Origin of the sequence: Paenibacillus pabuli (genome assembly GCF_039831995.1) — a bacterium.
Classification (GTDB): domain Bacteria; phylum Bacillota; class Bacilli; order Paenibacillales; family Paenibacillaceae; genus Paenibacillus; species Paenibacillus pabuli_C.
In genome coordinates this window covers 657,892-673,365 of the sequence record NZ_JBDOIO010000004.1, presented here as the reverse complement: position 1 = coordinate 673,365, position 15,474 = coordinate 657,892, and the positions used below count along the sequence as shown (strand labels likewise).

General features: G+C 48.5%; 14 protein-coding genes. 6 read left to right on the top strand and 8 right to left on the bottom strand.

Annotated elements, in window-relative coordinates; genetic code table 11:
* Positions 1–15: 15 nt before the first annotated feature.
* Both ABGV42_RS22615 and ABGV42_RS22610 read left to right on the top strand, forming a co-directional pair.
* Entirely contained in the window at positions 16–792 is a 777-nt protein-coding gene (locus tag ABGV42_RS22615) for an AraC family transcriptional regulator (protein WP_347383778.1), read from the top strand.
* Between the two features lie 114 nt (positions 793–906).
* The gene (locus ABGV42_RS22610; protein ID WP_347383777.1) at positions 907–1,575 is read left to right on the top strand and encodes a phosphatase PAP2 family protein; all 669 of its coding nucleotides are present in this window, start codon (positions 907–909) and stop codon (positions 1,573–1,575) included.
* A gap of 70 nt (positions 1,576–1,645) precedes the next feature.
* Here the strand turns inward: ABGV42_RS22610 and ABGV42_RS22605 are convergent, their stop codons facing one another.
* From ABGV42_RS22605 to ABGV42_RS22590, 4 genes are all read right to left on the bottom strand, one after another.
* A complete protein-coding gene (locus ABGV42_RS22605; protein WP_347383776.1) occupies positions 1,646–2,758 on the bottom strand; it encodes a Ger(x)C family spore germination protein in 1,113 nt (370 codons plus the stop codon).
* A 4-nt stretch (positions 2,759–2,762) separates the two neighbouring features.
* Entirely contained in the window at positions 2,763–4,262 is a 1,500-nt protein-coding gene (locus ABGV42_RS22600; protein ID WP_347383775.1) for a spore germination protein, read from the bottom strand.
* Positions 4,259–5,401 carry a GerAB/ArcD/ProY family transporter gene (locus ABGV42_RS22595; protein ID WP_347383774.1) on the bottom strand — a complete coding sequence of 381 codons (1,143 nt, stop codon included), beginning with the start codon at positions 5,399–5,401 and terminating at the stop codon, positions 4,259–4,261. Before ABGV42_RS22595 ends, ABGV42_RS22600 begins: the two co-directional genes overlap by 4 nt.
* Positions 5,402–5,590: 189 nt before the next feature.
* Positions 5,591–7,024, bottom strand: a complete 1,434-nt coding sequence (locus ABGV42_RS22590; RefSeq protein WP_347383773.1) for a glycoside hydrolase family 1 protein — start codon at positions 7,022–7,024, stop codon at positions 5,591–5,593.
* Positions 7,025–7,114: 90 nt separating this feature from the next.
* Here ABGV42_RS22590 and ABGV42_RS22585 point away from each other — a divergent pair, with 90 nt between their 5' ends.
* The 3 genes from ABGV42_RS22585 to ABGV42_RS22575 all read left to right on the top strand — a co-directional run bounded on the left by ABGV42_RS22585 (position 7,115) and on the right by ABGV42_RS22575 (position 9,640).
* Positions 7,115–8,059, top strand: coding sequence for a helix-turn-helix transcriptional regulator (locus ABGV42_RS22585; protein ID WP_347383772.1), 945 nt, complete (start codon positions 7,115–7,117; stop codon positions 8,057–8,059).
* Positions 8,060–8,132: 73 nt separating this feature from the next.
* A complete protein-coding gene (locus ABGV42_RS22580) occupies positions 8,133–8,948 on the top strand; it encodes a class I SAM-dependent methyltransferase (RefSeq protein ID WP_347383771.1) in 816 nt (271 codons plus the stop codon).
* 62 nt (positions 8,949–9,010) lie between these two features.
* Positions 9,011–9,640: an SMI1/KNR4 family protein gene (locus tag ABGV42_RS22575; RefSeq protein WP_347383770.1), complete on the top strand. Its 630-nt coding sequence runs from the start codon at positions 9,011–9,013 to the stop codon at positions 9,638–9,640.
* 62 nt (positions 9,641–9,702) lie between these two features.
* On the opposite strand, the gene ABGV42_RS22570 is transcribed toward ABGV42_RS22575, so the two are convergent.
* The 3 genes from ABGV42_RS22570 to ABGV42_RS22560 all read right to left on the bottom strand — a co-directional run bounded on the left by ABGV42_RS22570 (position 9,703) and on the right by ABGV42_RS22560 (position 12,564).
* Complete coding sequence (locus ABGV42_RS22570) at positions 9,703–10,497, bottom strand: hypothetical protein (RefSeq protein ID WP_347383769.1); 795 nt, start codon at positions 10,495–10,497, stop codon at positions 9,703–9,705.
* A gap of 91 nt (positions 10,498–10,588) precedes the next feature.
* Positions 10,589–11,005 carry a hypothetical protein gene (locus ABGV42_RS22565; protein WP_347383768.1) on the bottom strand — a complete coding sequence of 139 codons (417 nt, stop codon included), beginning with the start codon at positions 11,003–11,005 and terminating at the stop codon, positions 10,589–10,591.
* A gap of 278 nt (positions 11,006–11,283) precedes the next feature.
* Positions 11,284–12,564, bottom strand: coding sequence for an XRE family transcriptional regulator (locus ABGV42_RS22560; protein ID WP_347383767.1), 1,281 nt, complete (start codon positions 12,562–12,564; stop codon positions 11,284–11,286).
* 200 nt (positions 12,565–12,764) lie between these two features.
* On the opposite strand from ABGV42_RS22560, the gene fabV reads away from it, so the two are divergent.
* Positions 12,765–13,955, top strand: a complete 1,191-nt coding sequence (gene fabV, locus ABGV42_RS22555; RefSeq protein WP_347383766.1) for an enoyl-ACP reductase FabV — start codon at positions 12,765–12,767, stop codon at positions 13,953–13,955.
* A gap of 159 nt (positions 13,956–14,114) precedes the next feature.
* Here fabV and ABGV42_RS22550 read toward each other — a convergent pair whose 3' ends face one another.
* On the bottom strand, positions 14,115–15,362 hold the full coding sequence (locus tag ABGV42_RS22550) for a DNA glycosylase AlkZ-like family protein (protein WP_347383765.1): 1,248 nt from the start codon (positions 15,360–15,362) through the stop codon (positions 14,115–14,117).
* Positions 15,363–15,474: the final 112 nt, after the last annotated feature.

Genomic DNA, 15,474 nt, shown 5'->3' with positions numbered 1-15,474 from the left:
GGAGGGGTGCAAGGAGTGGAGCTGTTTAATTATAAGAAATCGTCCGATGTTCTGGCCCTTTCAGCCAGTTTTACGGATTTTACGTATAAGAAGCACTGTCATGAGGAATATGCGGTTGGCGTGACGCTGCGCGGTATCCAGCAGTATCATCTGGATGGTCATTATCAGGCTTCCCACCAGAACGGGGTCATGCTGTTTAATCGGGAGCAGTCCCATGATGGCAGTTCTTACGACAAGGCCGGAATCGACTACGTCATGTTGTATCTGAAGCCGGAGGTGGTAGAAGACATTCTGGGGAAAAAGGAATTGCGTTTCTCCACTCCCATCGTCTATGATCCCGGATTGGCACGAAGTATTCTCATGCTGAACCATGCCGTACAGAACGGGCAGAATGAAGCCAAATGCAGTGAACTGGTCTTCAGCCTTGTACACCTGCTGTCCCAGTCGGAGATCGATAGCCACATTTCCGGACCTCGCGACGGGCTTGTCCGCAAGGCTAAGGAAATGATGTTCAGCCGGTTTGATGATGTGCTGAAACTGGACGACCTTTGTACCGAATTCAACATGTCCAAGTTCCAGTTTATCCGTGAATTCAAGTCACAGGCAGGCATATCCCCCTACCAGTTTTTCCTGAACTGTAAGGTTGAACATGCCCGGCAGGCCATCGAGAAGCATAAGGATATTTACTCCGCGGTAGCCGAATACGGCTTCGTCGATCTGACGCATCTGAACAGGCATTTTAAGCGTGTCTTCGGCGTTACCGCGTATGAATATATGCTTCAACTGAACTGAGTCGCTATTATTTTTACTCAAGCAATATTTAATGTAAGATTATAGCATAATATCAATATCGTATGGCTGGCGGCCCAACATATGAAATTCAGACATCCTGGAGGAACATGACATTTGATACAGCAAGGGAAAAAGGCCTTCTCTATCCCGCTGCTCCTTGCAGCATTGAGCCTTACCGTATTTGCACTGATTGCCTTATCCATCAGTGACAACCAGATCCACCGGTTTGATAATAACCTGATTGGATGGATACAAGGAATGGAAGCTCCCGGAGTGACCAAGTGGATGCAGGTGTTCACCTGGATTGGAAGCGGATGGCCTGTGATCATCATAACGATCATCTCCATGATGGTATTATATCTTTTCCTGGGACACCGACGGGAACTTCTGTTTTTGGCAGCAGTCATTGCTGGTTCCACCTTGCTGAACACCCTGTTGAAACTTGCATTTCAGCGTGCGAGACCAACCATTCACCGCATTATAGAAGCGAGCGGATACAGCTTCCCGAGCGGACACTCGATGGCCGCATTCAGCCTATATGGCGGGCTGGCCTTTCTGATCTGGAAGCATATCCCCACAGCGACAGGACGGGTGATCATGATCATCTTGAGTTCAGCATTTATTTTGACCATTGGCATGAGCCGGGTTTATCTGGGTGTACACTATCCCAGTGATATTGCCGGAGGCTACTTTCTGAGCGGAAGCTGGCTGGCGATTTGCATTTGGTTTTTCCAGCGTTATTTGGAGCGGATGTCCCTACTTCATTCCAAACCTCTGACGTAGAACATGATGATTAGCACATGTGAAAGACCCGCCATCTTCAGATCTGAGGTTAGAGCGGGTTTTCCTGTTTCTATTCCTGAATGCCATCCTGAATAAGAGTCAGTTCCACGTGGGCCCGAATGTCCATGGAGCCATATTCCTTGTAGAACGTTTCATTGTTCCAGTGGTGGGTGCGACTTCTTACATACTCTCCAAACCCGAACGGATCCACATTTTCTCTCTGACACTTGCGGATCAGTTGATTGATTTTAGATTCCATATGCCTTTTCATCTCTGCTTCCAGTTCCTTTATCTCCTGACCGGATAACAGAAAATCATTCCGCGAAGCTTTAATCACGGAAGCACGGATGTGAATCTTCGAATCCAAAGTTGCTGCTGGCGTGTCTGGAACCATCTGATGCTTCACGGAAGAAGATAAAATTTTAATTAGGGCATCATTGTCTGTGGTATTAACCGCTTGTTTTTTTGCCTCCCCCACCTGATCCGTCTGTGCAAGAAACTTACCATTCTTGGCATCCTCCGTAAGCAGCTTCAAACAAAGCCCCTCTTCATCGCTCAGCTGAAGTACAGCCTTTTCCCCTTTGAAAACCACGAGTCCATCCAGCATAATTTTATCCTGATCGTTCAAACGAAGCCGAGGGAGATAGATATCCTGTCCTTTGCTGAAATATTGGAACAACGTCTGATGCAGACTGAAGTGAGGCAGATTCGCGAAGTTGCCGTTTTGCTCGATTAATTTCATCAGATACAGCGGATCATGAGCGGGAATGGATGCCTTAATGATATCCAGTGCCTTTCCTTCCGCTACGGCAAACTGCATACGCCTGGACACTCGGGTATTATGGGCTAACACACGCAGAATATCGTCTACACCGTGTTTCGCATATGCCTCGCCCAGAACCATCATTCTTAATTGACCATATTCAATAGGCTCTTTCGCCTGCATATTCATTCTTGGCATGACATCGAAACTGTTGCTTGAATCAATCTCCAGCAGTTCGACATCACTTTTGTCCTTCTCCGTGTACTCACCGATGAGCACACTGTTGTGAATTTGATTATCTTTCAGATCGTATGCGGAAGTTAGCACGAGACTGATCTCATTCACAATGCTCGTATCCTGGCAGGAGCTGAGCAGCAGCATCGCCATTACGGCCAGTATCCCTTTGGATCGATGTGTCATCCTCTCACTCCTCATCCAGTTGATTCGTTTGATGAATCCTGCCTGGCTTGTAACGGATGAAGGAGAGCGGCCTTAAATAGCTGGGCCTCTTGTCCGTCTGCTCATAGGAAGCACGAATCAGGCTGTCTTTCAGATCCCTGAACTGCATTGGATAAAAAGGCGCCATATAAGGCGACCCCAGCGATTTTAATCGAGATAGATGGACGAGGAGGAAGCAAAGTCCGATCGCGATTCCGAATGCGCCCCAGATGGCAGCCAGTATAATGATCGGAAATCGCAGAAAACGAATGGCATTGGACATTTTATAGATCGGTGTCACAAACGAAGCGAGCGCAGACAAGGATACGATGATGATCAGTACGTTGCTCGTAAGTGCGGCCTCCACGGCGGCCTGCCCAAGAATGATCCCGCCGACAATACCCAGCGTCTGTCCGATCCGATTAGGCAGCCTGGCTCCTGCTTCACGCAGGAATTCAATCGTCGTTTCCAGGAATATGGCTTCCACGAAAGGGGGGAATGGTACATTTTGCCTGGACGAGATCAATTTGCCAAGCAGCTCCTTGGGTATGACTTCATAGTGAAAGGTCATCAATGCCACATAGAGGGCAGAAGCGAACAGCGAGAAAATGACTCCGAAAATGCGAATAAGGCGAAAAAAAGAACCGAGCGCCCACGGCAGATAATAATCTTCCGGCGAGACAAAAAAGTCAAATAACGTGGATGGCCCTGTAATAAAACTTGGCGAGCCTTCGCTGATGACGGCAACCTGCCCGGTAATCAGGGCATAGATGACTCTGTCCCTTCGTTCCGTCGTCGTAAACAAGGGGAACGGAGTAAGTGAGTTATCTGCGATCAGTTGATCCAACTGTGACGTATCCAAGACAGCATCAAAATCGATTCCCTTCAGTCTGTCCTCCATCCGGCTGACGTTCTGGGGATGAGCAATACCATCCATATACAGAATGGCCACTTGGGATTGGGACAAGGAACCCAGTGTCATTTCCTTGATGATCAGATTGGGTGTCCGCAGCTGTGTACGGACCAGATGCAGGTTAACCGGCAATGCCTCGACAAATCCAACCTTGGGTCCAATGACACTAAATTCATTTTCCGTGTCGTTATCACTTCTCACCCCTTCCTTGCCTGGCATGGGAACAAGGATGACCTCATGGATCTGACCACACTGCCGGATAAGCAGGCTGCCTTGAAGAAGGGATTGGACCATTTCCTCGTCTTGATCGGTAACTTTCGTTTCCTCTATGGGGATATGCGAGAGCACATCATGCAGATTCACTTCTTCGCTTGAAGGTACGCGTTCCTGCAAGGAGTGGATGGCTACTTCGAGAAGATGGTTGTCCACGAGCGTTTTATAGTAGCAAACTTCAAAGGCCAGTCCAGATACGGTCATCGTACTCATTACAAAATCATCGGAACGACGACATGGATCGAGCGGGTCATGAGGTGTATTTGACTTATGTTGGTTATCATTTACAGATGAATTCATGTCTCTTCTCCTTTGGCCTGGTCCGACGTATCCTGAGGTCCGGCAGAATCGCCCATATTCTTGCGGACCAGGGAGATGATAAATAGAAGCGGGACATATAACAGAATCAATATTTCGCCCGTTCTGGTGTATAGCTCGGTAACCATATCAATATCCACGGTGTCTTTAACAACGAACAACAGTACAGCAAAAAGAACGATAGCGAGTTTCAGTCCAAGACTGGGTTTGATCGATCTTTCCAGTTTCAAACAATGACATGCTGCCCAAAGGCCTAATGTGATAATGGACAGAACTTTTAGCAGCCAAAAAGATAACACCAGATACTCCATCCGCTGGATCAAAGGCATCTCAATAATGCTGATGAGGCTCAGGGTTGGCCACAAATGTTCCTTCATCTGTCCATGATTGAAGTACATAAAGGAATAAATAAAGAAAACCAGATACACGATAGTTGCAGTAGCCAAGGCAAGATAAGCCCATTTGAGCGAGCGCCCTGGCGTCTTGATGTACGGATAAACGACCAGCAGAGTGCCACAGCCGATAAATTCATGAAGCATATCCCGCGTGGACAACCACAGGGATGTGACATTATGATCCAACACGGGAAGAAGATTTCGTGGATGAAGATAGGAAGTGACCAAGAATGTCTGGGGGAAGACAAACACAAGGATGAAGAGGGTGCCCCAGAGGCACATTCCGGTGACCGACTGAATTCCGCCAGAGACACAGTAATAGACAAGCAGCAGGACCACGATGCCCAGCAGCCCGTTATTTTGCGTTGGAAGAATCCACAGCTGGATGATATGAATATAGGAGCGATATGCCACAAAAGCACCCAGCAGAAAATATAAAATAAAGATCCAATTCAGGACTGAACCCGCAATTCGCCCCCAATACCGCTGATTGATATGAACTAGTGAGGATTGACCGGGGGATTGGCGAGATAGCAGCACAAACATCATTTTAAGGATGATGGAGATCAGGACAGCCGCGGCCAAAATGCTGATCCAGCCATCTTTCTCGGCGCCGCGCAGCATTTTATATTGAAAATTCATCAACCCCACGCCAACCAAACTCACATAGAGCACAAAATACAGATGGATGGGTGACATGCTGTAGCGATTCCCGGAAGTGTTCACAGAGCTCTCCCCTTTTCTGAACGAATCATATGAATCTGCAAAAAGAATCACGTCTAGCGTTTACCTGCACTTTTGTTCAGTCACTTGAGTTAAGTATGTAAAAAATTCAACATTTTATTCAAAAGCAAATACCCGCCTATTCCCTCAGAGGGAACAAGCGGGTACAATATCTCTGTTTACAGCATTCAACTATAGTTCTTCGCCATTGGATTCAATGACTTTTTTGTACCAGTGGAAGCTCTTCTTCGGCGTTCTGCTCAGGTCGCCATTTCCATCATTATCCTTGTTGACATGAATGAAGCCATAACGCTTCTTCATCTCTCCGGTCGATGCACTGACCAGGTCAATACATCCCCACATCGTGTAAGCTATGAGCTCCACTCCATCCGCTACGGCTTCTTTCATTTGCTCAATGTGACCTCTCAAATAATCAATGCGATAGTCATCCTGAATGGTGCCATCTTCTTCTACTACATCGACGGCACCCAGACCATTCTCAACGACCATTAATGGCACCTGATAGCGATCATAGAGATGATTCAGCGTGTAACGCAATCCTTTCGGATCAATTTGCCAGCCCCAGTCGGAAGCTTCTAGGTATGGATTTTTGATCCCGCCCAGCAGGTTACCTTCGGCTCTCTCCAAGGACTCGTCTGCACTTTCCACCAAGGACATATAATAGCTGAAGGAGTAGAAGTCCACACAGCCCTCACGCAGGGTTTGCTCATCTTCCGGCTGCATTTCGATCTGAATGCCCTGCTCTGCGAAGAAACGTTTGGCAAAACCAGGGTATGCCCCTCTGACTTGCACGTCCCCACAGATCATATTGGAGATCTGATCCTTCTTCTGCGCAAGCAATATGTCGTCCGGATTACACGTGTTCGGATAGGTTGTCATGAACGCGACCATACAGCCGATTTGGAAATCGGGGTTAATCTCATGTCCAAGCTTGACGGCCTTCGCACTCGCCACGAATTGATGATGCAATGCCTGGAAGCGAGTCTGCGGATCGTCGATGCCGTCCGTCAACGTTTCTTTCCCTTCAAATAAAATACCTGCCGCCATATATGCACCCATCGGCATGGTCAGACAGTTGATCTCGTTGAATGTCAGCCAATATTTCACCTGATCCTTATAGCGGTTGAACAGGGTTGTACAATAACGGAGGTAACAATCGATCACTTCACGTGAAGCCCATCCGTTGTATTTTTGCGTCAGACCAAAAGGTGTCTCATAGTGAGAAATGGTTACCAGCGGTTCGATGTTATATTTCTTCAGTTCGGCAAAGACGTTATCATAGAACTGCAATCCCTCTTCGTTTGGCTCCAGATCGTAACCGTTCGGATAGATCCGGGACCAGTTGATGGACATGCGGAACATTTTGAAGCCCATCTCTGCCATCATGGCAATATCTTCTTTGTAATGTCCGTAAAAGTCTACGGCCTCATGGCTCGGGTAATACGTGCCCTCTTCAAGCACTGGCGTAATCCGCCGCGGAGTCGTATGGGTTCCGCCTGTCATCATATCGGATGTGCTCGGGCCTTTGCCGCCCTGGTTCCATCCACCTTCGAATTGATTGGCAGCCGTTGCGCCGCCCCAGTAAAATCCATCTTTCATTTTCATGACAAGTCCTCCTATGAATGAGCTGTTTAACACTGTAATACCAGTGTAGCATCCATACCCTGACACCTATTGTCATGGTATAATCATGGCATGGAAAATAACCGATTATTCCGAATGCTGCTGCTGTTGCTCGAAAAGAAGAAAACCACCGCGCCTGAACTCGCCCGCTTGTTTGAAATCTCGGTACGCACGGTCTACCGTGACATTGACCGACTGAGCGCAGCGGGAATTCCCGTCTACACGACCACGGGCAAGCACGGTGGCATCCATCTGATGGACAACTATGTCATGGACAAGTCCCTGCTGTCTGAAGAAGATCAGAACGAAATTTTGCTTGGCCTGTACAGTATCAGCGCCATTCCACACCTGAACAGTGCCCATATGCTGAAACGGCTAACGGCCTTGTTCGATCACAAACTGGACTGGATTGAATTCGATTTCTCGCCGTGGGGCAATATCCCAATGCAGGAAAGAGAAATGTTCAACCTGGTGAAGCAGGCGATACTGACCAAGCAAAGGATGACATTTAACTATATCGACTCTGACGGTGAACCAAGCGTGGAGACCATTGCACCCGTCAAACTCATTTTTAAAAACAGTACATGGTATATCGAAGGACAGGTCGAAAGCATGCCGCATCCTACCGAGAAAAAGACATTTAAGATGAAACGGATCTCCGAGCTCCGTTTGCTGCCCAGGCTGCAAGAGCATGGTTCAGCTTCTTCTACAGCCGATGTGGAAAAGACGTCTGTGAACGCTCCCTTATCTCTGGATCTCTTATTTTCAAGTTCCATTGCTTATCGGGCGCTTGATTTCTTCGAACCTTCCCGGATCAACAAACAGCCCGATGGTCGGCTTCGCGTGACGATGGAAATTCATGAAGGAGAGCGGCTGTATTCGTTTCTGATGTCATTTGGCGCTGAACTGACAGTTCTCGAACCTCCACATGTCAGACATGAACTGCTCCGCCGATATCAAAACGCAGTCAAACACGTGCAAGAATTCAATCCTGACGGCTTCAAGCCCAATGAATGATATAATGGAATCGCCAAGAACTTGAATTCATCAATTCATTGCAAGTCGCCCATTTTGTAGAGGAGGTTTATCCATGCAAGACATCAGACGCAACAATGTGGAACGTTTCAAAGGCTTCAGTACGTTATACGACCAGAATCGCCCGGCTGCACCAACAGAAGTTGTGGAAATTCTGAACACCTATCTCGGCACCAAACCAAGATTGGTTGCAGATGTGGGCTGCGGCACCGGATTATCCTCATGGATCTGGCTGAATGAAGCTGAACGTATTATTGGCGTAGAACCTAGCGATGACATGCGAGCAGTGGCGGAGGCCAAATGGGAGGCTGCGGGCAAACCGGATCATCTGCGATTTGTATCAGGCTTATCTCATGAACTGGGGCTGCCAGACGGCAGTGTGGATATTGTAACCTGCTCCCAATCGTTCCACTGGATGGAGCCTGAGTCCACACTGCGTGAATACGCACGTGTGCTGCGACCAGGAGGCATATTTGCCGCCTATGATTGTGACTGGCCGCCTGTCCTTGATTGGCAGCTGGAGCAGGCTTATCAACAGTTGATATACGAAGCAGATCATCAAGCCTCCAGTTTGGAAACCCCAGAAAATCAGGCACATAAATGGAGCAAGGACGGGCATCTGCAGCAGATAAGCCAATCGGGCCTGTTCCGCTATGTCCGTGAGATCGTATTCCATCACCATGAGACGTTTGATGCGGATCGTTATGTTAATCTGGCTCTCAGCCAAGGCGGCTTGCAGACCGCGCTGAAGCTTGGAGCGAACGAACTATTAACGGCTGCGGATGAATTCAGATCGCTCGCTACCCGGATATTTGACGGTCAATCGAGAACAGTTCTTTTTTCTTACCGCATGCGCCTGGGTATTATCTAATCATTTCATCATTCCAATCATATAGATCCATCCCGGAAGAAAGGCAGTGAATGGCTTTGAATATGTCAAACATCTTGCTACAAGATCGGGCTTTCATTGAACAATGCTTGGATAACTATTTCAATTCCCCTCACCTGGACATCTTGATGTCCCATCCAGCCAAAACAGAGGACGAGGATTACGGCGTGCCTATGGATATGCAGGATGGTACAGTAGATGACGAAGGCTGGGTTCGCTGGAGAATGCTGGCTTCCACGGTGACGGAGGATGAGATTCGTGAGCTGGAACAGTCCTGTGGATTGCCCGTTCCCGTCCCGCCGCTATATCGTGCATATCTGAGCACAAGATATGTCATGAATGTCTATCTGCGTTTCGATGATTTTGTCATAGGTCTGCCGGATTTACCCTCCGATCGTCCATTACGTCGCTTACAGGATTTATGGGTAGCCTGGAAACCACTAATCGCCGAAGGGTACATTCCACTCGCTACATACGAAGATGACGCCGGACCGGTATGCTGGGACATTCGCAAACCCGATGGTGACCATGATTATGCTGTCGTATGGTTCGATCATGAGCTGCTGGTGCATGATGAATTGCCTAGTCGCGAACAGCTTGAAGGCTGGGCTGTACCTCTATTCCCATCATTCCGGGATATGCTCAGCCCACTCGCGTCCAGCCACGATTCATAACTTATAGCTATTCAAAAAAGACGGTTCCTCCTCTACGGAGAGAACCGTCTTAGACGTATGGATCAAGATGAGAAAAGATGGCTTAACTGCTCTTCCTGCACATTTAATGCAAGTACCAGCTTGGATGGATCCTGCTTGGAATAGATGACGTTAATGATGTGACCCTGCTGAACCTGGGACAGGGCCGCAGGCAGAATTTCCTTTTGCGTTGTCACTTGAAACGTCTCACCGTTCGATGGGGTCACACTGAGTGTTAACTGAAGCTTGATCTTGCCTGTTCCCGAATTCCCCAGCGGGGTGACATCGAGAATCTTGGCCATTGCCTTCTCACCCGTACGTGCAATATCCATCATATCTGGAGAAACGCCCTCCTGGATCATCTTCTCGTTAAGCAGTTCCTGCAGGTCCGCTTGCGATAACTGTCCCTTCAGATCAATCCCCACCTTACGCTCATCCTTTTCCGAAACGATCAGCGGAACAAAACTTCCTGGCTGAAACTGTGCCAGCGCTGTAAGTGGGACGACCGTCTTCAATTCAGTGTCATATTTCTCCCGGCCTTTGCGCGATACAGTCAAGCTGAGCCGCACTTCTGGCTGTTCATTAATATACGTGCCTGTCTGCTGAACCCTTCGAATGACGCCCACAGCAGGAAGCCCTGACTTCACCCGACCCACGCCGAAGATGTTACTTAGAATGGTTGGAATGAAAATTAGCCCAAAGCCTGCAAAGATCGCCGGTTTATACCACCAGGCCTGCATGATAATAAAGGGATCATTCCAGAGCTGCTGTGCCAGAAACGGCGAAAATCCAACCCCAAATACGGTCAACACACCAATCATTCTCAATATCCCTGTCATATCCCCCACTCCTTATCTCTATATTTCCTTGTTATAGGAATCTACTCTAAACGAATCTCTAATGGTAATGCCTTATTCTCAGGGTGAACACTTAACCCGCCAGCAATCCCATATAAATAAGTTCCGAAGGATTCGCAGGATTCTGACCTAATCCGATCCGGTCTCCCACCCGGGGAATCTGCATTTTGGACACAAGCGTTTCCAGCGTTCGCTGATACTGCCTGCCATTCGTCTCGGTTACATCCAGTACGAGTACCACAATGGGATCAAAGTTGATCAGTTTGCCTGTATCAGTAATCGTGACCACCGTAGCTGTCGCGGTTAAAGGAAGTGATCCATTCGCTGCCAGTTGTGCCTGCTTCGCCGAATCCAGACTCTGATGGATTGCTTCCCGGTGCTGCTTGGGTACGAAGCCTTTCATCATCAGGCCGGTAAGTCCTTTGTTCAACATTCGATCTGCTTTTGCAATGGCGTCTTCCTGTTTATTCTTTTTGCTAAACCATCCCATCCGAAACACCTCATTTGTTTGTTTTTTTGTTATATATTAATTATAAACAGGAGGGCTTCGCCTTGAATATGCTTCTGACTGCATACAAAATAAACGCCAAATCCGTAAATTCAATCGCGATATGAAGGCTGATTTTTATGTTTATATCATTTAATTAGCAAAAAAAGAGCCGAGTATCGGCCCTTTAATTGGTCTCGGAATCTTTTGTTTTGTAGAAAATGGACCACCGCTGAACAAAAAATGTGATCCAAGCATGCATTTCAAGCCGATTTAATCCCTTATTTTTTGCGCAGCAGATAAACCAGCTTCTTATAATACATCGCTGCCTCTTTATACCTGCGCTGATCCTCGGATACCACCGCGAGTCCCTCATATAACGGCTCCAGTCTCATTGCATGCTGTGTCGATTCGAAATAGGGGAGGCATGCGAGGGCCCGTTCCATAAACGCTTCACGATTCCCATGTGCTAGGGCCAGATGACTCTGATAAAACGTTCCACTCATCTGTTGATCCTCTGTTATTGCACATATCAGCAGTTGATCCACACTTTGCGCAAGCATGCCCCAATGTTTGCGGCCCAGTGCCACCTCACAGCGATACACACAGATGAGCGGCTTCATCGCCTGCTGTGTTTCTCCCGGTTCCTGCTTTAGCAGCGTCTCAAATCGCTCAATCTCGGTCTGAGCTTTGTCTAACTCACCCGTCATGGTCAGCATGACAATTCGATTGTTTGCAATTGCAGTAACGAGATCTCCCTGATTTCCGGCGTACACCAGGTTGGCTTCCGCCATCGTCAGAGCCGAGAGGGCTTCCTGCACGAGCCCCATGGCGAAGCAGTAACCACTATAAGCGACGTATAAACCAGATAAACGGTGGAATAGCCGCTGATCATACACATGTCGCATCGTCAGCTCAAAGACCTGTTTGGCCTCTTCATATTGTTTCACCTGAATATAGGCTTCCATTTTGATATTTTGTACCGACAGCCAAAATTCACTTCCAAGAAGAGCCAGCTCACTCAGCTGGGTTGCGTGAGTCAATACGTCGACATAGGCAAGCTTGGAACGATAATACTGCACTTTATAATACAAGAGTGCTTTCGCCAGCGGGCGAGGCAGATCGACATCATCCGGACGACCGTACTTCTCCAAATAAAAATTCAGATAGGATGTATGTATGTACTCATGCGCCGCTGCGTCGTTCAATTGCTGATAATACACAGCTTTCATCAGAGCCGTCGTCAGTTCAACCGTCAGCGCATCATCCCGGTCTTCCAGTGCATGCACGGTGTCTTCCGGTATGACCGAAGCCGGAATGGACAGCTCTGTAAAAATCGCCTCTGCCCGCTCCAGCGTCTCCTCACTCTGATCGGCTGCGTGCAGCAGGTAAGATCGCTTGACTGCCAGGCGTGAAGCAATGGCTTCCGCCAAATCCTCGGGAAGCGGATAACGATCCGCCAGTATATTCGCAAAATGGGCCTGTGTCACCAGCCCCTCAACAAGGTCCTTGCGGGAAATCTGCTTTCTTTTGCTCAGAAATTCAATCCGTTCCTTCAGCATGGGCTTGTATTCCTTTCGTTACATTCCTATACATACTATGAACTATCATCGCAAAATCAGGGAATCAATGCCACCCTTTTGACGAATTCAGATGAAACGGTTTCCGTTTCGGTGACAATTGTTTTACAATAAGGATGTATGTACTGGAGAATATGGACTTAATACGGACACATGAGTTGATAATGAAAGGATGCAAATGAATGATTATTAAACCAAGAACGCGTGGTTTTATTTGTACGACTTCCCATCCTGTAGGTTGTGCCGCACAGGTGCAGGAACAGATTGAATACGTGAAATCCCAACCGGCGCTGAAAGGGCCACGTAATGTGCTCGTTATCGGTGCTTCTACCGGATACGGACTCGCATCACGTATTGTCTCCGCGTTTGGCGCAGGAGCGAATACCATCGGTATTTACCGCCCAAGCAGCTCCACGGACAAGCGTACCGCTTCGGCAGGCTGGTACAACTCTGCTGCATTTGAGAAGGCCGCGGAAGAAGCCGGCCTGAAATCGTTCAGCATCACCGGGGATGCATTTGCAAACGAAACGAGAGAAAAAGCGGTTGAGCTGATCCGCAGCGAATTCGGCCAAGTTGACCTTGTGGTCTACAGCGTGGCGTCCGCACGGCGTACCGATCCGAACACCGGAGAAGTTTCCAACTCCGTGCTGAAGCCGATTGGACAATCGTACACGAACAAAACGGTCAATTTCCACACGGGCGAAATCACTTCCGTTACCCTTGAGCCTGCAACCGAAGAAGAGATTCGCCAGACGGTAACGGTAATGGGTGGCGAAGACTGGGAACTGTGGATGGATGCACTGCAGCAAGGCGGCGTGCTGACTGACGATGCAACGACGATCGCCTTCTCCTATATTGGTCCCGAACTGACGCAGGCCATCTACCGTGAAGGCTCCATTGGCCAGGCCAAGGATCATCTGGAGGCGACGGCGCACAAGCTGAATGATCGCCTGAGCGCGACAGGTGGACGTGCCTATGTGACTGTAGCGAAAGCTCTTGTCACGCAGTCCAGTTCCGCCATTCCTGTTGTGCCGCTGTACATCTCTGCCTTGTACAAAGTCATGAAGGAAAAAGGACTGCATGAAGGCTGCATAGAGCAATTGCAGCGACTGTTCGCTGATCGCCTGTATGCCGGAGGAGACGTTCCAACAGACGAACAAGGACGCATCCGGATTGACGATTGGGAGATGAGAGAGGATGTACAGGACGAAGTGGCGAAGCTCTGGAATGAGCTGACCACAGACAACATCTACGATCTGTCAGATCTAGAAGGGTATCGTCGTGAGTTCTTCCAGCTGTTTGGTTTTGAAACGGATGGCGTGGATTATGAAGCAGACGTGGATCCCAATGTTGAAGTGCCGCATCTGCGCTAATCGCTATTCTGAGATAACGCAACGCGGGTACGTACATCAAACGGAAATGATATAAACGTAAAGGAGAGCCTGGGGCTCTCCTTTTGTTATGTTCAGAATTATAGAGTGAATGATTTATCTTTTTCCAAAAGCCTCATATCCCCTTCATGCATCAGAGGATCAGAGGGACTTCAATCCTTTTTTTAGAGCTGCCGGTACCGTCTCTTCCACCTTGATGGACTTCGCTCCATGCATCGTTGCGAAGAAGGTGAGTCCATCCCGAAAATCGGACATCCATTCTTCCACGGGGGGAGCACTCTCCTCCATGGATAACAAACGGACCGTGAGTGTTCCCGTTTTACGATCCAGTCTGGGATCCATCCGTCCGATCAGCCGATCCCCGTGAAGAATGGGCATGGCGTAATAGCCATACGTCCGTTTCGCTTCTGGCGTATAGATCTCCCACTTATAATGAAAATCAAACAAATCCACAATCCGTTCCCTTCTCCAGAGCAGGTTATCCAATGGGGGTAAGAAACGGACCGGACCTGATGCCTCATAATGTGTCTCGTCCTGCTGCATTCTCAGCAGCAGTTCTTCATCCTCTGTCCGGATGTAGTAGGGTGTCACGACCCCCTCAATCTCCAGCGGGATCATTCGTCCATCGGCCACACGTGCAGCCATTTGCGCACGCCGCTCAGCTGCGGACCATTTAAGCCATCCGAGTCTGGCATCACGGGTATCCACTACCCGATAAGCATGAATGTATTTATCCAAAAGTGCTTGCTGTTGTATATGCGCCTCCTGTTCGACACTAAGGCCAGGCCTCTGTTGATACAGATCCGGTTCAATGATCTGGAAGTATCGTTCATTGCCCTGCCTTGCAACGACCCGGATGGCGGCCGTATCCAGCAGCAGGTTCAGTGCAAGACTTGTATCCTTGGTCTTCGGTGCATCCGGACGATCCCAATAACCACTGACTCGTTCAACCGCACGAAATGCTTTGGAGGGTAGCGGTCCTTCCTCTGCAAGACGCTGCAGGACATGCTGTACGGTTATCTCCAGACCCTGCAGGGATGGATTAAGCCGTTCCCTTAATCTTGCACGCACAGGTTCGAAGTACGCGTAGTCCTCCATCGGGATGACACATGCGGCATTGGCAAAATACTCGAATACCTTGTGCTCACGAAGCAATGTATGTAAATATGCAGGATCGTACCCCGGATCACGTGCACCCAGTACTAAATGCTGATTGCCGGTCACTGCTGCGACCGGATCGATCTGCACGCAGCCTAACGTACGAATCAGACGCATAACCTGATCCGGCCCGGACGATCCCGATTCTGCTGGCCAGCGTTCCAGCAGCAATTGTGTATGCAGCAAAAAACGCCGAACTGCAGTCTTTGTCATTCGCAGAGGTGTAGTCATTGTGGCTCATTCTTCCCTTCTAACAGGATTCACAGTACGTATTTTACAGTTTTTCCTATACATTCATTTTATCAGTCTTTAATGAAGCAATCCAACCATAAGGGTATATTGG